This window comes from Pseudocnuella soli (assembly GCF_004347775.1).
Classification (GTDB): Bacteria; Bacteroidota; Bacteroidia; order Chitinophagales; family Chitinophagaceae; genus Flavisolibacter; species Flavisolibacter aquaticus.
In genome coordinates, this window is record NZ_CP037755.1 from 1,779,348 (window position 1) to 1,797,713 (window position 18,366).

The following is an 18,366-nucleotide window of genomic DNA, read 5'->3' on the forward strand; positions in this document are numbered from 1 at the left end:
AAAACCTCATTCACAACATTATTTGCAAGTCAAATGAAAACAATAACAAAAACGTTGCTCCTGTTTATTGCTGCTTTTGCGGTGATGGGCATATATACATCGTGCACCAAGGACGACCTGCCCAATGGCGGCGAGCCACGTGTTCGGTACGTTCGTGTAACCAGCCCGGACTCTAAAGATTCGCTGCTCATTGGCGCAGGCCAAGGCCAGCTTATTGCCATCATGGGCGAAAACCTGGGTGGCGCCGTGGAGATCTGGTTTAACGACCAGAAAGCAGTGCTGACGCCGACCTACATTACCGATAAGTCCATCCTGGTGAGTGTGCCCAGTCGCATTCCAACCGAGGTGACCAACAACCTGAAGTTGGTATTTGCCAACGGCTTTGTACTGAACCACAAGTTTGAAGTACAGATCAGCGAGCCACAGGTAAACGGCATGCTTTCGGAGTATGTAAACGAAGGCGATATTGCCATCATTCGCGGCAATTATTTTTACGAGCCGCTGGAGGTAAACTTTACCGGTGGCGTAAAAGGCGAACTGGTAAAAGTGGAAGACCAGCTCATTCAGGTGCGGGTGCCCGTCGGTGCACAACCCGGGCCCATTACGGTAAAAACCAATTTTGGTGAAACCGAATCTGATTTTTGGTTCCGCGATAACCGCAACATCTTTATTGGCGGCGATCCGCATGAAGGCTGGTGGGCAACTTACCATGTAACCAACCTGGAGCCCGGAGCACCACCCCGCATCAACGGCAACTACTACCGTTTTACCAAGCTGGTAAAATCGTGGGTATGGGAAGCGCCGGAAGTAGCAGGTGGCGCAGCCAGCTCTATGCCTTCGTACAGCAAAAACATTCCCGACGAAGCCATCCTGAAGCCAGAGAACTATTACCTGAAATTTGAGGTAAACACGCTAAAGCCTTACACTTCCAACAGAATCGTGATCAACGCAGGTTTGAGTGCAGAGGACAACAACAACTATGCATGGAACCCGCCATACGATTCGAAAGGGCAGTGGAATACCGTGATCATTCCTTTTGAAGACATCATCAAAAGCTATACAAACAGGCCTGCACCCAATCCCGATGGATACTGGTCACGCATCCTCATTTTTGGTGCCGGCGAGCTGGATGCCGATATTGCTTTCGACAACTTCAGGGTAGTGCCCAAAGTGCATAACTAAAACTTCTGTAAAGAATTCAAACCAACAAAATGATCCGATCATTTAATATAAAACTGCTTTCCCTGTTGCTGCTGCTGGCCATCGGTGTATGGTCGTGCACCAAGGAAGATGATGAGGCCAACGGCCCTGTAGAACTGCTTTCATTTGGCCCCACCGGCGCCATGCACGGCGATACGCTTTGGTTTATTGGCAACAACCTGCACAAGGTTACCGCCATCCAGTTTACCGGCGCATTGGTTGAGCAAAAGGATTTTAAAAAACAAGACGCGGAACAAATCCTGGTGATTGTACCGGATGCTGCCGTGCGGGGTACGGTTACGTTGAAAACACCCGATGGTGACATTGCTTCAAAAACACAACTGAATTTTGAAGTGGCGCCAACTGTTACGGCACTTACGGCAGAAGCCCGCCCCGGTGCCAATGTTACCCTCACCGGTACATTCCTCAACTGGGTTACCGCCATCACATTTGCCGACGGCAAAGAAGTAACCACGTTTGTTAGCCAGGCATGGGATAAAATAGAAGTAACCGTGCCTGCCGATGCGCAAACCGGTACACTGGAACTGGCATACAGTGGCACCGAGCCCCTGACGATGGAAACAGAGCAGGAACTGAAAGTAACCTTGCCCCTGGTAACAGGCCTGGCACCCAACCCGGTGAAGCATGCAGAGAATGTTACAATTAGCGGAACAAATCTGGACCTCACCAATAAAGTAATCCTTACGGGTGTATCGGCTCCAATAACCACATTTGTGAGCAAGTCCCAAACAGAGTTAGTTGTTGCAGTTCCGGCAGGCACCCGCAAGGGTAAGATTACGCTGGAAGCGCTTTCAGGTGTACAAACTGTTAGCGACTTGGAACTTGATGTAATGCTTCCATCGGTAGCAACCATTCCGGCAACGGCAGTAGAGCCCGGAACAAATATTACCATCACCGGCACCAACCTCAATTTGGTCGATTCGATTGCATTTCAGAATGCGCCGGCGGTTAAAACTTTCGTGAGTCAATCTGCCAGCCAAATCGTAGTGCGGGTGCCTACAGGTGTTACAGAAGGGAAAGTAACACTGCACGTAAAAAATTCAACCCTAACCGTGCAGTCCGGTGAAATATTAAAGATTGCAGGTGCCGTACCTCCGCCCACTATTGCATTTCCATTTTATAAAGATGCGATCAATACAACCAACTGGAACGGTTGGGTAGGTGACGGCTGGGGTGGTACCCGTGATTACGCTAATACCACTCCTGTGCGGGAAGGCACAAACTCCATAAAAATAAATTATACTGGAGGTTATGGCTCGCCCTTGCAATTGGGCGGTGCTAATGTTAATGTTGGCTCCTATACTACTTTTAAAATTTCCATTTATGGAGCGCCAGGTAGTGGCGGCAAAAGGGTAAGCATTGGCATAAACGGTGCAGATAAATATACCATTACCGTAGTAGAGGGCAAGTGGACAGATTATTCCATTCCAATTGCAGATCTGACAACAACCGGTAAAATCACAGAGATCCTGGTTAAAGAATACAGTAACGCAAGCGGCTATTCTATTTACGTAGATGCCCTTGGTTTAAATTAATCGGGCAACTGGCACAATCGGCTAAATTTTGCTACCGAATAGCCCTAATGTTTGCACTGTGTAAGTAATTCTTCAAACCTCCTGATTAAGAACGGAAACTGCCTGAGTTTCTTGAATTATATCAGGAGGTTTTTCATTTAACATTGAGTTGTTGTATGATACCCATTTCCCGAACGATCGCCACATTGCTGTTGGTTATTGCTTGCATCACAGCCACGGCCCAACAATCGTTTGTGCAAACTGCAGGGCACCGGTTTTATCTCGATGGCAAGCCCTATTATTTTGCCGGCGCCAACTATTGGTACGGCGGACTTTTGGGTTTGGAAAAAAATCAGCGCCGGGGTGTAGGCCGCTTGCAAAAAGAGCTTGACTTTTTGCAGCAAAACGGTGTAACCAACCTCCGCGTGGTGGTGGGTGCAGAAGGTGCCGGCAAAATCAATGGCGTGGTACGCATAGCACCGGCGTTGCAGCCGGAGCAGGGCGTTTTCAATGAAAGCGTATTGGATGGATTGGACCTGTTACTATCGGAGATGGGTAAGCGCAATATGAAAGCGGTGCTTTATTTTTCCAACAATTGGGAGTGGAGCGGCGGCTTCCAGCAATACCTGGCCTGGAATGGCGAGGTGCCCGAAGACCAAAAGGAGCGCAAATTAAACTGGGACGAGCACCGCGATATTGTTTCCAGATTTTATAGCTGCACACCGTGCAAAGAAGCCTACAACAAACAAGTAGCGCTGGTGCTGGACCGCACCAACAAGATCACGGGAAAAAAGTACACCGACGATGCCGCCATTATGGCCTGGGAACTGGCCAATGAGCCACGCCCCATGCGGCCTGCAGCAAATGAAGCTTACCTTAATTGGATTAGGGAAACGGCTGCGTTCATTAAATCAAAAGATAAAAATCACCTGCTCACTATTGGCAGCGAGGGCAGTATGGGCACTGAAGGCATGCCCCTGTTTGAAGCATCGCATGCGGTAAAAGAAATTGATTACCTCACCATACACATCTGGCCCAAAAACTGGGGCTGGTTTAAGGACACGGCTATTGCACAGGGTTTTGCAAATGTGGTGGCGCAAACAAAAGATTACATCCGCCAGCACGAGTTGGTTGCGCAGCAAATGAACAAGCCATTGGTGCTGGAAGAGTTTGGCCTGCCCCGCGATGGGCATGTATATAACGCCGGTTCCAGCACTACACTCCGCGACCGGTATTACGAAATGATTTTTGCACAACTAAGCCAAAGTGCAGTAAAAAATGGTGTACTCGCTGGTGCCAATATATGGTCGTTTGGCGGCACGGCCAGGCCGGTAAGGGGACAAGTATTTTGGAAAAAAGGCGATGAATTAATGGGCGATCCGCCCATGGAAGAGCAGGGCTTAAATTCTGTGTTTGACAACGATAAAAGCACCTGGAATATCGTTCGGGCACATGCACAAAAAATGGCAAGCCGAACCAGCAATATTGCCGCTATACAACCGGCAGACCCCAACGCAACCCTCGAAACGAAAAACTTATTAAACGGCTTGTACCGCCTGCTCGACAAAGGCATCATGTTCGGTCACCAGGACGATATGGCCTATGGCGTGAACTGGAAATACCAAAAAGGCCGCAGCGATATCAAAGACATCACCGGCGATTTTCCTGCAGTGCAGGGCTATGAATTGGGGCACCTTGAAATCGATTCGCTGGTTAATTTGGACAGCGTTCCGTTTGACCGGATGAAAGAATTTATCCGCACTACTTATGCAAAAGGCGGCGTGGCTACTTTGAGCTGGCACTTGCGCAATCCGCTCACCGGAAAAACATCCTGGGATCCTGCGCCGGGCACGGTTGCGTCTATTTTGCCCGGTGGGCAAAAACACGAATTGTATCAATCATGGCTCGATAAAGTAGCGCATTTTTTAAGCGATCTGAAAGGTCCCAAAGGCGAAACCATTCCCATCATTTTCCGGCCATTTCACGAATTGAATGGTGCCTGGTTTTGGTGGGGCGCAGCACACTGCACGCCTGAGGAATACAAAGCGCTGTTTCGTTTTACGGTGCAATACCTGCGCGATGTAAAAGGCCTGCACCACCTCCTGTATGCGTTTAACACCGACCGGTTCAACTCCATCGAAGCATATGAAGAACGCTATCCCGGCGATGAATGGGTGGACGTGATTGGATTTGATATTTACCAACGTGCCGCCGGCCCACAAGCCAACGAGCAGTTTGCAAAAGATTTGGACAGCATGCTGACTATGCTGGAAACGCTGGCGCAAAAACATCGAAAGCTGCCGGCACTCACCGAGCTTGGTTTTGGCAACCTGCCTGATAGCACCTGGTTCAGCAACGTGTTTTGGAAAACAGTACAACGGCACCGCATTTCGTTTGCACTTGCCTGGCGTAATGCCGGCTACAAGCCCGAGTCGAACAGCACTGAATTTTATGTGCCGTACAAAGGCAGTGTTGCTGCGCCTGATTTTTCGCGCTTATACCAGCATCCGCGCAGCTTGTTTATGAAAGAAGTGGGCAAAGAAAAATTGTATCAATCAAAATAACACGCATAGTAAAAGACCACTCATGAAAGCAGGGATACAGTCAACATTGTGGAGCATCGTTGCAACGGTGTGTTTGCTGGGTTGCACCAAAAGCGGCAGCAGTGAAACACCGGTTACAATACCACCTGTTACACCGCCAAAAGATACCATTCCGTCGTTGGCTAACGTTCGCAGTTGGTTGGTCGATAAAGCGGCAACTGCCGAAACGGCTGCACTTTTTTACAACCTAAAAAAAGTGGCGAAAACGGGCATCTTATTTGGCCACCAGGATGCCACCAAACGTGGTGTGACTGACGCTTCGACGCAATGGGCCAACGAGCAGCACCTGCCTGCGGTTTCCCGTGATCGGTCGGATGTAAAAGACGTAACCGGCGCTTATCCTGCCGTGTATGGCCACGACTTTTTGCACATCGCCAATTTTAATATAAGCCCATGGTTTCAATACGAAGCCAGCATTGCCCGCCAGCTTACGATAGATGCCTATAACCGTGGTGGCGTCAACACATTTGCATGGCATTACAACAACCCGGTTTCAAAAGGCAGCTTTTACTGGAATGAGTCAAAAGTAGCAGCGGTAGGCAACATTTTGCCCGGCGGCAGTCACAACGATGTATTCAAACAGTCACTCAAAGAGATAGCCGAATTTGCAACATCGTTAGTAGGTGCCGATGGCAAATTGGTGCCTGTAATTTTCCGGCCGTTCCATGAGTTTGATGGCGATTGGTTTTGGTGGGGAAAAGCGCATTGCACTGCCGATCAATACAAGCAACTTTATCAATTTACGGTTACTTATCTCCGTGATAGTTTAGGCGTACGCAATTTTCTTTATGCGTGGTCGCCCGACAAAAATTTCAACACAGAATTGCAATACCTCGAACGTTATCCCGGCGACGCTTATGTAGACCTGGTGGGAATGGATAACTACGGCGATATGGCTGTGGGCACGGCGCCATCGGTAGCTGGTGCCAAGCTCAAAATCATTTCGGATTATGCCATCCGTAAAAAGAAGTTGGCCGCACTTACTGAAACCGGTTTAAGCCGTTTGCCGCAATCGGATTGGTTTACCGCCTTGTTGCAAAAAGCCCTGCAAAGCAGCACACCGCAACTGGCTTATGTGCTGGTGTGGGCCAACACTAAAGACCATTTTTGGACCCCCTATAAAGGCCATCCGGCGGAAGCAGATTTTATCAAGTTTAAGCAAAGTCCCTATGTGCATTTTGGTGATGAAATGCCGAAGATGTATGAGATCAAATAAATGTAGACGAACAACTATGATGCACATGCAAACTCGTTTTCGAGCATATAGCACAGCGGCAGTTGTAGCAGTGATGGTGTTGTTTTCATCCTGCATGGCGCAGAAGCAATCAAGCGCTGTGCGCAACGACACGCCAACGCCAATTGACCGCAAGGCAACAACGGAAACAAAGGCGCTGTTTCGCAACCTGATGCGGCTTTCTGACAGCCACACACTGTTTGGTCACCAGCATGCCACCGAATACGGGCATGGCTGGGCCGGTGAAAAAAATCGTTCTGATGTGAAGTCGGTTACGGGCTCGCATCCCGCAGTGATCGGTGTAGACTTTGCCGGATTTAGCGGTAGGCCAGCGGCTGCTGTGGCTGCAGCGAAGGAGGCGTTGCGGCAAAATGTAGCGGACACGTATAACCGCGGTGGTGTTACTACTGTTGCGTGGCATTTTTCCAATCCTGTATCCGGCGGCGATTTTTACTGGAAGGATTCCGTATCGAAGCCTGCGGTTAAGTACATCGTTCCCGGTGGCGCGGTGCATGAGCAATACAAGGAAATTTTGCGTGGTATTGGCGATTGGGCTAAAAGCGTGAAAGGTGCCGATGGCAAAGCCGTACCCATGATCTTTCGGCCATACCACGAGTTTGATGGCGACTGGTTTTGGTGGGGCGCAAAACATTGCACCCGCGAGGAGTTCATCACGCTGTGGCGCTTCACTGTTGCTTACCTGCGTGATAGCCTTAATGTGCACAACTTCTTGTATGCCTTTTCACCCGATAATCGCTTCGATACCGAAGCGCAATTCCTGGATCGGTATCCTGGCGATGAATGGGTGGACATGGTAGGCATGGACAACTACGGCGATATGGGCCGCGATGGCAAGTACAACCTGGAAGCAGCTATCCGCAAACTTCAGATCGTTTCCGGCTATGCGCAGAAAAAGGGCAAGCTGGCTGCATTTACCGAAACAGGACTTGAATCAATTCCCAACCCGGCATGGTGGACCGATGTACTGTTGCATGTGATGAAGCAAGATGGAATGAAGTTGAGTTATGTGTTGGTGTGGCGCAACGATCGCACCAGTGCAACCCATTATTATGCACCATTTCCTGGCCATAGCAGCGTGCCCGATTTCTTGAAATTTTACAACGACCGGTATACATTATTTGAAAACGATTTGCCCGATATGTACCGATAAGCATGTGGCAAGATGTATCGAGAGAAAAGGGTTGTGTAAATCATAAAAGATCGGATGTAAATCAGGAATCCGGCGCAGCAGATCAGATATTTTGGATACCAAATAAATGATCAGATCATGAAAAAAACCGGCCTAATACTTTGCCTGCTGATCGCCGCACAGGCAACCGAAGTGCAGGCACAACTCAACGCGGCCAATGAAGCAAAAGTGGCACATCTGCTCAACAGCATGACGCTGGAAGAAAAGGTGGGCCAGATGGCACAGGTTTCCATTGAATCGATGGGCGCTGTGCAGGGCAAAACTTTTGCGTTTGATAAGGCTAAGTTGCAGGATGTGGTGGTGAATTACAAAGTAGGTTCTATTCTCAATACACCTGGTCCGTGGCTGGGTACAAAAGAGTGGAATGCATTGCTTACGGAGATACACCAGCATGCATTAAAAACACGGTTGAAGATCCCGGTAATTTATGGGCTGGATAACATACATGGCGTTAACTATGTAAACGGCTCCACGTTGTTTCCGCAACAAATAGGGCAGGCCGCTACATGGAACCGCCAACTGGTATTTAATGGCGCTGCAATCAGTGCATATGAATCTAGAGCCGCAGGTGTGCCGTGGACTTTTTCGCCGGTGCTTGATCTTGGAACAAACCCCGTGTGGCCGCGTATTTGGGAAGGTTATGGCGAGGATCCATTTCTTATTTCAGAGCTTGGTGTGCAGTTTGTGAAGGGCACGCAGGAGCCCTTGGGTGGCAAGGAAAAAGTAGCGGTGAGTTTGAAACATTTTCTTGGCTATTCCGATCCAAAATGGGGCAAGGACCGAACCGATGCATGGATACCCGAACACTATTTACGCGAATACCACCTGCCGCCATTTCGTGCAGCGCTGCAGGCCGGTGCCCGCAACGTGATGGTGAACTCTGCGCTGATCAATGGTGTGCCTACGCATATCAACAAACGCATTCTGACCAACTTGTTGAAAGAGGAGTTGGGTTTCACTGGTTTTGTGGTAACCGACTGGCAGGATATTGAAAACGTGCAGCGCCGCGACCGCATTGTGAAAACAAATAAAGAAGCCATTATGCTGGCCATCAATGCGGGTATTGATATGGCAATGATCCCGTACGATTACAAAGGATTTTGTACTGACCTTGTGGCGCTGGTAAAAGAAGGCAAAGTTAGCGAGGGCCGCATCAACGATGCTGTAACCCGCATTCTCCGTGTAAAAGGAGAGTTGAACCTGTTTGAACGGCCATTGACTTATGCAAAGGATTATCCCCGCTACGGCAGTGCCGAATTTGAACGTGCCGCATACTACACTGCAGCCGAATCAATCACGCTGTTGAAAAATGGGAACAACATTTTGCCGCTGGCAAAAGGTGCTAAACTGTTGGTAACAGGACCAAACGCCAATACCATGCGGCCGCTGAACGGTGGCTGGAGCTACACCTGGCAAGGCGAGCAAACCGATGCACTGGCCGAACGTTACAACACGTTTGCAGAAGCGCTGCGCAAAAAGTTTGGTGCTGCGCAGGTGCAGTTTGAGCAAGGTGTTGCTTACAAAATGGACGGCAAATACTACGAAGATTCAATCGTGAATCTAGATGCGGTGGTGCAAGCTGCAGCAGGGGTGGATGCAGTAGTGTTGTGCATTGGCGAAAACAGTTATACCGAAACGCCGGGCAACCTGAACGACCTGACACTTTCCGAAAACCAATTGCTGTTGGCTGAAGCCCTGATCAAAACCGGCAAGCCCATAATTGTAGTACTTACCGAAGGCCGGCCGCGCATCATCAACCGTATTGAGCCCGGCGCAGCAGCAGTGGTGCACACTTATTTGCCCGGCAATTTTGGTGGCGATGCATTGGCCGATGTATTGGCAGGTGATGTGAACCCAAGTGGCAAGCTGCCCATTACATATCCGCGTTTTACAAATGCGCTGACAAATTATATTCATAAAATTTCGGATAGTGGACAAAACCCGCAGGGTGGCGATTTTAACCCGCAATATCCGTTTGGTTTTGGCCTTTCGTACACTACGTTTCAATACAGTAATTTGGGCATTGCGCAAACTGCATTAACGGAAGCCGAAACGCTGACCGTAAGTGTAACCGTACGCAACACGGGCGGCCGTGCAGGCATGGAAGTAGTTCAGTTGTATGTTTCGGATTTGTATGCTTCGCTGGCGCCGGATGAGAAAAGATTGCGTGGGTTTGAAAAGATTTTGTTGCAACCCGGTGAAGCAAAAACCATTCAGTTCAAGGTGCCGGTTAAAGACCTTGCGTTTGTAAATGAGGACAATAAACAACAGTTAGAAGCTGGCGAATTTAAAGTGCAGGTTGGCGAGTTGACGCAGGAATTTGAAGTAAAAAAAGACCTGATTTTTTAGGCAGCATCATGCTGCTGTGTTTGATCCGTAAACTTGGTATTCCTTGGGCGGCGCTGTTGCAGGCAGCGTTGCCCGGGTTTACAAAAAGAACTGGGCTAAAGTTATTGGAGCGGTGTTGAAATTGATATTGTAACAGTTTAACGGCTATATGCAACAGTTGGCTGCGTTGAAACGGATGCAGCAAAAAAATGTACAACACACAATGAAGCAAAACAGCATTGGCATTAAAGAAAAGATTGGTTATGGCTTTGGCGATTTTGCATCGTCTATGTTCTGGAAAATCTTTTCGGTGTACCTGCTTTATTTCTACACCGATGTTGTGGGCATTGCAGCCGTAGCAGTGGGTACCATGTTTTTGGTTACCCGTATTTGGGATACTGCTTTCGATCCGCTCATTGGCATCATTGCCGACCGCACCAACACACGCTGGGGTAAGTTTCGGCCATACCTGTTGTGGGTGGCTGTTCCGTTTGGTTTGATCGGAATTCTTACGTTTACCATTCCCGATTTTTCCAGTGGTGGCAAATTGATCTATGCTTACATCACCTACACTTTGATGATGATGATCTATTCGGCCATCAACGTGCCGTATGCATCACTGATGGGTGTGATGACCTCTGACATTAAAGACCGCACTACGCTGTCTACCTTCCGTTTTATTTTTGCTTTTGCAGGTTCCATTTTGGTGCTGGCTACGGCCGAACCATTGGTGAGTGTGTTTAGCAAAAGTGCTGATGGTACTACCGATCTGCAACGTGGCTGGCAGTCATCAATGATCATTTATGCAGTGCTGGCTGCTGCACTTTTTTACCTAACATTTTTGTGGACCCGTGAACGCATTCAGCCACCCCGCGAACAAAAAACATCGCTGAAAAAAGACCTGGCTGATTTGGCTGCAAACAAACCCTGGTTTGTATTGTTGGGTGCAGGCATTTGTACGTTGGTATTTAATTCGCTGCGAGATGGTTCGGCCATCTATTATTTCAAATATTATTTCGGCAGCCAACAGGCGTTTACACTTCCGGTGTTTGATGTGGCCATCAATTACAGCACGCTTTATTTGGTGTTGGGGCAAGCTGCAAATATTGTGGGTGTAGTATTAGCAAAACCCGTTTCGGATAAACTTGGCAAGAAGGCTACATTCCTGTATGCGATGTTGCTGGCTGGTGTTTTGAGTTGCATTTTTTACACCTTTGGCGAAAGCGATGTAGCACTCATATTTTCCTTTCAATTCCTGATCTCTGTTTGTGCCGGCTCCATTTTCCCGTTGCTATGGTCGATGTATGCCGACATTGCCGACTACTCCGAATACAGAACTGGGCGCCGAGCCACAGGGCTTATTTTCTCTTCGTCATCCATGGCGCAAAAACTGGGTTGGACACTGGGCGGCGCACTAACTGGCTGGCTGCTGGCGCTGTGGGGTTTTGAAGCCAATACCGTGCAAACTACCGAAGCACAAAAAGGCATCCGCATGATGCTTTCATTCATACCTGCAGCTGGTGCTTTATTGTCGGCTGTTTTCATTGTTTTTTATAAACTAAGCGACCGTTTTATGATGGACGTCAGCCATGCGCTGGAACAGCGAAGAGCAGGCGAACAAATAAACAATACTGCTGCAATACCGGCGGATAGAGGACAAGCATTTTAAACCTTCCAATACATTCATTAACCAGTTATTTGCCCAAACATCAACTATTGATTATTGGGCCGTAAGCTGACAAACAAGAACACGATGAACACAACTTTCCAAAAGCGATGGGAAGCATTGCAACAGGCACACGATGCGTTGACCAGTAGAAAAAATGCAAAGCTTCCCTTGGGCAACGGCATCTTTGACCGATACGAGCACCCGGTGCTGACGGCGGCGCATGCACCGCTTACCTGGCGCTACGATTTAAACCCGGCTACCAATCCTTTTTTACAGGAGCGCTTTGCCATCAATGCCGCTTTCAATGCGGGCGCCATAAAATTTAATGGAAAATACGTGGTGGTGGCTCGTGTGGAAGGTGCCGACCGGAAGTCGTTTTTTGCAGTGGCTGAAAGCGACAATGGCGTGGATGCCTTTCGTTTTTGGGAATACCCGGTACACATGCCGGAAACCACCGAACCTGATACGAATGTGTACGACATGCGCCTGGTGCAGCACGAAGACGGATGGATCTACGGATTGTTTTGCACCGAACGCCGCGACCCATCAGCACCCGCAGGCGACCAGTCGGCGGCCATTGCTCAATGCGGCATTGCTCGCACCAAAGATCTGGTGCAGTGGGAACGTTTGGCTGATTTGAAAACATCATCCGCACAACAACGCAACGTGGTGTTGCACCCCGAATTTGTGCAGGGCAAATATGCTTTTTATACCCGCCCGCAGGATTCGTTTATAGAGGCCGGAAAGGGCGGTGGTATTGGCTTTGGGCTGAGTGCATGTATTGAATGTGCAGTCATTGAAGAAGAAGTGATCATCGATGAAAAAAGGTACCATACCGTGTACGAAGCCAAGAACGGGCAGGGGCCGGCACCTATTAAAACCGACAAAGGTTGGCTGCACCTGGCGCATGGCGTTCGGGCATGTGCTGCCGGACTGCGTTATGTGTTGTACCTGTTCCTAACCGATTTGCATGATGTGACCAAAGTGATCCATAAACCTGCAGGATATTTTTTAGCGCCGGAAGGAGCGGAGCGCATTGGTGATGTGTCGAATGTGGTGTTTGCAAACGGCTGGATAAAAGATGATGATGGAAGAGTGTTTATTTATTATGCTTCGTCTGATACGCGGTTGCATGTTGCTACATCCACAGTGGAGCAATTGCTGGATTATGTAATGCATACTCCGGAGGATGGTTTTCGTTCGGCTGCATCGGTGCAAACCATTTACAATATTGTTGATAAAAACAGGGCTTATTTAGCTGCGCAAAAACAGGCAGCGCCGCAAAGTGCAGATGTGCAAAAGGTTTGATTTATGGCAATTGATCTGGTGCAATACCGCAACGAAATAGCGCAGGAGCTGGATGCAATTCTTAGTTTCTGGATCACGCATTGTGTAGATGAACGCAACGGTGGTTTTGTTGGTCGCATGGACCATCAAAACCGTATTGATCCGGATGCGCCGAAAGGCTCAGTACTCAATAGTCGCATCCTGTGGACTTTTTCCGCTGCGGCCCGCTACACCGGCAGCGATGTGCATTACGCCATGGCCAACCGCGCATTTGCATACCTGCAACGACATTTCATTGACCGCGAATGGGGCGGTGTGTATTGGAGTGTAACTGCCGGTGGACAGCCGCTTGATACCAAAAAGCAAATTTATGCATTGGCCTTTGCTATGTATGCTTTTAGTGAATACTATCGCCTCACGGCAAATGGCGCAGCGTTGGATGCAGCAAAAAATTTGTTTGCGCTTATTGAAACACACAGTTATGATGGTGTACATGGCGGCTACATTGAAGCATTGGCTCCGGATTGGCAACCGCTTGCCGACCTGCGCCTGAGTGCAAAAGATGCCAACGAGAAAAAAAGCATGAACACACACCTGCATGTGTTGGAAGCTTATGCCAACCTGTACCGCGTTTGGCCCGATGCGTTGCTTTGTAAAAGACTGGTAGCGCTGGTGCGCCATTTTCTCGATCACATCATTCATCCCCAAAATAGCCACCTGCAATTATTTTTCAACGAAAGCTGGGAGTCCCGTTCCACAGCTGTGTCTTACGGGCACGATATTGAAGCGGCTTGGCTGGTGCAAGAGGCTGCAGCAGTAGTTGGCGAAGAGGATTTGATTACGGAAGTAAAGACCCGATCACTACAGGTGGCGGAGGCTGCAGCCCGAGGCCTTGACGTGGATGGCGGGCTTTGGTACGAAAAGGAAGGCGAACATTTGGTAAAAGAAAAACACTGGTGGCCGCAGGCCGAGGCGATGGTTGGTTTTTTCAACGCATGGCAGCTTAACGGAGATGCGGTACAGCTGCAGCGGTCGGTGAACAACTGGCGGTTTGTGCAACAGCATATAATAGATCGCGATCTGGGTGAATGGATTTGGGGTGTGCGGGAGGATTACAGCCCCATGCCCGGCGAGGATAAAGTAGGGATCTGGAAATGCAATTACCACAATGGCCGCGCCTGCATTGAGTTGTTGCACCGCATGGATGGTCTGATTAAGGCATAAGGTTATATGTTTTTTAGGCGATGCAATGCTTTGGTTGCGCTGTAAAAACCTGCAGTAAAAAAAGATGTACTTTTTTATTGCCTGGAAAATCGAATTAAAAAATCAGCCCCTCTTTTAGCAGGCGCTGATTTATGTTGCATCAAGAATTTTAAATAAAGAAGCGGCCCTAACCTACGTATCAAAGCACTGAAAAAAGAGCCGCAAAAAATTTTGTTTTTCTTAAACCCCGCACGGTTGCGCTTTTCCGAAGCAGACATGTCATTTTTACGATACCGCCACTGTGGAAAAAGTGGGTAAGATGTGGAAAACTGGAAAAGTCGACGGATATTTGCGGCCCAAAGTTGATCAAGTGCACCGCATCAAACACCATTTTTTTTATTTACTGGTATGCGCCGGGTTGGTAGCCTGCAGCCGGCCCATGTTGCCGCAGCAACTCGTTTATTCGGGTTACAATATTTCGGCAGCCAATGCTACCGACAGTACCCTGGGTAAATTGTTGCAGCCATACCGCGATAGCGTGGAGCGCAGCATGAGTGTGGTGGTGGGCAACGCATCGGCCACCCTTGAAAAAGCAAAACCTTCCAGCACGCTGGGCAACTTTATGGCCGACGCCGTGCTGCAGATGGCTAATAAACGATTTAACCGCACCGTGCATTTTTCCCTACTTAATTATGGCGGCATCCGCCTAACGCAGCTGCCGCAAGGTGCCGTAACCAGGGGGAAGATTTTTGAGTTGATGCCTTTTGATAATTTGATCGTGGTGCAGGTGCTTAATGGCGCACAAGTTCAAGAGTTGCTCGACTTTATTGCCGCCCAGGGTGGCTGGCCTGTGGCAGGTGTTTCATTTACCATTCGCAACAAAAAAGCAACAGATATTACCATCGCCGGCAAGCCGTTCGATGTGCAGCAAACATATACCATTGCCAACTCTGATTATGTGGCCAATGGTGGTGATGGTGCTGCATTTATGCGGGCTATTCCGCAGGTAACAAATGGCTACCTGGTGCGCGATGCATTGTTTGATTATGTAGCTTTTTTGCAAAGCCAGAATATGACCATTCTAGCCAACAACGAAATGCGCATTAACCATGTACAATAGACGAAAATTTATTGCGCAGTCGGCCATGGCTGCAGGTTCGGTGCTGTTGGGCAGCCGTGCATTGCATGCGGCTGCAATCGATGCTGCGCCGGTTGAATACCTCACCATTTTACACACCAACGATACGCATAGCAGGCTCGATCCTTTTCCGATGGATGGTAGCCGCAACGAAGGTTTGGGTGGTGTGGCACGTCGCGCTGCTTTGATTGAAAAGATCAGGGGCGAAGCAGAACATGTATTGTTGTTGGATGCGGGTGATATTTTCCAGGGCACACCGTATTTTAATATATATAATGGTGAGCCCGAAATAAAAGCATTGACCCAGATGGGCTACGATGCGGTAACGATTGGCAACCACGATTACGATGGCGGCATTGAAAACCTGGCGGCGCAAATGCAGGCCCATGGCCGTTTTGAGACCATTGTTTGCAATTATGATTTTGCCGGCACGCCAATGGAAAATGTGGCAGTGCCGTATAAAATATTTAAAAGAGGCGGATTGAAAATAGGTGTATTGGGTGTGGGCATTGAACTGGATGGATTGGTGCCTGCAAACCTTTATGGCAATACCAGATACCTCGACCCGGTGGCAAAAGCAAACGAAACTGCAGCATTGCTGCGGTCGAAAGGTTGCGACCTGGTAATTTGTTTATCGCATTTGGGTTACCGTTATAGTGGTAATAAAATAAGTGATTTGAAATTGGCTGCTGCAACTAGCAACATCGATTTGATTATTGGTGGACATACACATGATTTTTTAGAGCAGCCGGAAGTGGTGCGCAATAAAAATGGTGCCGAGGTCATCATTAACCAGGTTGGGTGGGCCGGCATCAAATTGGGGCGCCTCGACTATCGATTTGAACGGGGAAAACGGGGAAAAGTTGAGCGTGCCAATTCTCTTTTAGTTACAAAAAAAACGGGCGAATAAAAATTTTTTTTTGATTAACTTTTCTTAGAAATTCGTCCTTCTGTCACGGCCAAATTTTTTTATACACAAGGTGTGTACAACGGGCCCCGCAAGCATCATACTTAATTCACATAAACTACGACGTCATTCATGGATAAGAACGCCGAACATGTTTGGGCTAACTGCCTTTCTATCATTAAAGATATCGTAGAGTGGCAGCATTTCAAAACATGGTTCGAACCCATCAAGCCCGTGCAGTTGAAGGAAAATGTGTTGGTGATTCAGGTTCCGAGCCAATTTTTTTACGAATATCTGGAAGAGCACTATGTAAATCTTTTAGCCAAAACGCTGAAGCGTGAATTGGGTAAAGATGCCCGGCTCGAATACCGCATTATGGTAGATGGGGGCAACAGCTACAACAAGCCTGTAACTGTGGATGTTGCAACGCATGGCTACAAGTCTTTTTCAAATAACGAAATGGATTTTCCGCTGGTGATCAATACGCCGGTGAAAAACCCATTTGTGATACCGGGTCTTAAAAAAATGCACATCGACCCGCAATTGAATGCGATATATACATTCGATTCATATGTGGAAGGCGATAGCAACCGCGTGGCACGCCGTGCAGGTAAAACGGTGGCCGAAAAGCCTGGCGCTAACTCCTTTAACCCGTTGGTTATTTATGGCGGCGTTGGTTTGGGTAAAACTCACCTGGCGCAGGCCATTGGCAATGAAGTAAAAAAGCTGCATCCTAACAAAGTGGTGCTGTATGTAAGCTCCGAGAAATTCATCAACCAGTTTGTAGACCATAGCCGCAACAATGCCATCAACGACTTCATTCATTTTTACCAAATGATTGATGTGCTGATCATTGACGACGTGCAGTTTTTCAACCGCGCCGAAAAATCACAGGATGCGTTTTTTGCCATCTTCAACCACCTGCACCAAAGCGGCAAGCAGCTGGTGCTTACTTCCGATAAATCGCCAAAAGACCTGGAAGGCGTGCAGGAGCGCCTGCTGAGCCGTTTCCGTTGGGGTTTGAGTGCCGATATCCAGATGCCGGATTATGAAACCCGCATCGAGATACTGGAACGGAAAATGAAGAATGACGGCTTGGAGATGCCGAAGGAAGTAGTGAAATACATTGCGTACAACATCAACAGCAATATTCGTGAGTTGGAAGGTGCGTTGATTTCGCTGCTGGCGCAATCGTCGCTCAATCGCCGTGAAATTGATCTGGAACTGGCAAAAAAAGTGCTGCGCAATTTTGTAAAATCCTCGAGTAAGGAAATTACCATCGATACCATTCAGCGAATGGTGTGCGAATACTTTGATGTGCCCTACGATAAACTGTTGCAAAAGACCCGCAAACGTGAAATTGTACAGGCACGTCAGATAACCATGTACCTCGCAAAAGCATTTACCAAAAACTCGCTGAAAACAATCGGTGAACATTTTGGTGGCCGCGATCATACTACGGTGATTCACTCTTGTCAAACGGTAAAAGACCTGATGGACACCGATGGTTTGTTCCGCGATAACGTGATGGAGCTGCAGCAAAAAGTGCAACTGGCAGCCATGTAACGATGCGCTTAAAATCTTTTAGTATAAACGGCCTGAACGTTGCCCATCGAGGGTTTGTTCAGGCCGTTTTGCTCTTACGTACGGTTTGGTAATATTTATACCGGCGATACTTAAAAAAAAGAACACTGATTTTTAGGAAATTGAATGCCGGCTCCCTATTTTTGCAGCCCTTGCAAAGGAGCTCTGCTCTGAGAGAGGACGGTGAGGTGGATGAGTGGCTGAAATCAGTAGTTTGCTAAACTGCCGTACGGGTTAAACTGTACCGCGGGTTCGAATCCCGCCCTCACCGCAGCAAACAGCCGATTGAGAGATTGGCAAAAAATATTCGGGAAGTAGCGCAGGCCGGTAGCGCACCTGGTTTGGGACCAGGGGGTCGCAGGTTCGAATCCTGTCTTCCCGACCAAAGGGGATGTCAAAAAACATCCAAAGCCCGCAAAATCAATGATTTGCGGGTTTTTTTATGCACATCAGAAACCAAAATAATAC

The 18,366-nt window shown here is 48.4% G+C and carries 12 protein-coding genes and 2 tRNA genes; all 14 read left to right on the forward strand.

Features of this window, described 5'->3' with window-relative positions; genetic code table 11:
* Positions 1–33: 33 nt before the first annotated feature.
* The 14 genes from EPD17_RS07410 (at position 34) to EPD17_RS07475 (ending at position 18,283) form a co-directional block, all read left to right on the forward strand.
* Positions 34–1,182: a glycan-binding surface protein gene (locus EPD17_RS07410; protein ID WP_132053057.1), complete on the forward strand. Its 1,149-nt coding sequence runs from the start codon at positions 34–36 to the stop codon at positions 1,180–1,182.
* Between the two features lie 29 nt (positions 1,183–1,211).
* Positions 1,212–2,756: an IPT/TIG domain-containing protein gene (locus EPD17_RS07415; RefSeq protein WP_132053059.1), complete on the forward strand. Its 1,545-nt coding sequence runs from the start codon at positions 1,212–1,214 to the stop codon at positions 2,754–2,756.
* A 155-nt stretch (positions 2,757–2,911) separates the two neighbouring features.
* On the forward strand, positions 2,912–5,299 hold the full coding sequence (locus tag EPD17_RS07420; RefSeq protein ID WP_132053061.1) for a glycosyl hydrolase: 2,388 nt from the start codon (positions 2,912–2,914) through the stop codon (positions 5,297–5,299).
* 22 nt (positions 5,300–5,321) lie between these two features.
* A complete protein-coding gene (locus EPD17_RS07425; RefSeq protein WP_132053063.1) occupies positions 5,322–6,554 on the forward strand; it encodes a glycoside hydrolase family 26 protein in 1,233 nt (410 codons plus the stop codon).
* A gap of 25 nt (positions 6,555–6,579) precedes the next feature.
* Entirely contained in the window at positions 6,580–7,743 is a 1,164-nt protein-coding gene (locus EPD17_RS07430; RefSeq protein WP_204743352.1) for a glycoside hydrolase family 26 protein, read from the forward strand.
* A 117-nt stretch (positions 7,744–7,860) separates the two neighbouring features.
* Entirely contained in the window at positions 7,861–10,131 is a 2,271-nt protein-coding gene (locus EPD17_RS07435; RefSeq protein WP_132053065.1) for a glycoside hydrolase family 3 N-terminal domain-containing protein, read from the forward strand.
* 202 nt (positions 10,132–10,333) lie between these two features.
* Positions 10,334–11,779 (forward strand): MFS transporter, encoded by a 1,446-nt coding sequence (locus EPD17_RS07440; RefSeq protein ID WP_132053067.1) that lies wholly within the window; start codon positions 10,334–10,336, stop codon positions 11,777–11,779.
* An 84-nt stretch (positions 11,780–11,863) separates the two neighbouring features.
* A complete protein-coding gene (locus EPD17_RS07445) occupies positions 11,864–13,087 on the forward strand; it encodes a glycoside hydrolase family 130 protein (RefSeq protein ID WP_132053069.1) in 1,224 nt (407 codons plus the stop codon).
* Positions 13,088–13,090: 3 nt separating this feature from the next.
* Positions 13,091–14,290 (forward strand): AGE family epimerase/isomerase, encoded by a 1,200-nt coding sequence (locus tag EPD17_RS07450; protein ID WP_132053071.1) that lies wholly within the window; start codon positions 13,091–13,093, stop codon positions 14,288–14,290.
* Between the two features lie 298 nt (positions 14,291–14,588).
* On the forward strand, positions 14,589–15,389 hold the full coding sequence (locus tag EPD17_RS07455) for a 5'-nucleotidase C-terminal domain-containing protein (RefSeq protein WP_132053073.1): 801 nt from the start codon (positions 14,589–14,591) through the stop codon (positions 15,387–15,389).
* Entirely contained in the window at positions 15,379–16,317 is a 939-nt protein-coding gene (locus EPD17_RS07460) for a bifunctional metallophosphatase/5'-nucleotidase (RefSeq protein ID WP_132053075.1), read from the forward strand. The genes EPD17_RS07455 and EPD17_RS07460 overlap by 11 nt, the downstream gene beginning before the upstream one ends.
* Before the next feature lie 129 nt (positions 16,318–16,446).
* Positions 16,447–17,880 (forward strand): chromosomal replication initiator protein DnaA, encoded by a 1,434-nt coding sequence (gene dnaA, locus EPD17_RS07465; RefSeq protein WP_132053077.1) that lies wholly within the window; start codon positions 16,447–16,449, stop codon positions 17,878–17,880.
* Between the two features lie 200 nt (positions 17,881–18,080).
* Positions 18,081–18,169 (forward strand) — tRNA-Ser (locus EPD17_RS07470).
* 37 nt (positions 18,170–18,206) lie between these two features.
* A tRNA-Pro gene (locus EPD17_RS07475) sits at positions 18,207–18,283 on the forward strand.
* Positions 18,284–18,366 lie beyond the last annotated feature (83 nt).

Excerpts from the sequence above, each read along its gene's own strand:
- EPD17_RS07410 (WP_132053057.1), top strand. The coding sequence starts at position 34 with ATGAAAACAATAACAAAAACGTTGCTCCTGTTTATTGCTGCTTTTGCG.
- EPD17_RS07415 (WP_132053059.1), top strand. The coding sequence starts at position 1,212 with ATGATCCGATCATTTAATATAAAACTGCTTTCCCTGTTGCTGCTGCTG.
- EPD17_RS07420 (WP_132053061.1), top strand. The coding sequence starts at position 2,912 with ATGATACCCATTTCCCGAACGATCGCCACATTGCTGTTGGTTATTGCT.
- EPD17_RS07425 (WP_132053063.1), top strand. The coding sequence starts at position 5,322 with ATGAAAGCAGGGATACAGTCAACATTGTGGAGCATCGTTGCAACGGTG.
- EPD17_RS07430 (WP_204743352.1), top strand. The coding sequence starts at position 6,580 with ATGCAAACTCGTTTTCGAGCATATAGCACAGCGGCAGTTGTAGCAGTG.
- EPD17_RS07435 (WP_132053065.1), top strand. The coding sequence starts at position 7,861 with ATGAAAAAAACCGGCCTAATACTTTGCCTGCTGATCGCCGCACAGGCA.
- EPD17_RS07440 (WP_132053067.1), top strand. The coding sequence starts at position 10,334 with ATGAAGCAAAACAGCATTGGCATTAAAGAAAAGATTGGTTATGGCTTT.
- EPD17_RS07445 (WP_132053069.1), top strand. The coding sequence starts at position 11,864 with ATGAACACAACTTTCCAAAAGCGATGGGAAGCATTGCAACAGGCACAC.
- EPD17_RS07450 (WP_132053071.1), top strand. The coding sequence starts at position 13,091 with ATGGCAATTGATCTGGTGCAATACCGCAACGAAATAGCGCAGGAGCTG.
- EPD17_RS07455 (WP_132053073.1), top strand. The coding sequence starts at position 14,589 with ATGTGGAAAACTGGAAAAGTCGACGGATATTTGCGGCCCAAAGTTGAT.
- EPD17_RS07460 (WP_132053075.1), top strand. The coding sequence starts at position 15,379 with ATGTACAATAGACGAAAATTTATTGCGCAGTCGGCCATGGCTGCAGGT.
- dnaA (WP_132053077.1), top strand. The coding sequence starts at position 16,447 with ATGGATAAGAACGCCGAACATGTTTGGGCTAACTGCCTTTCTATCATT.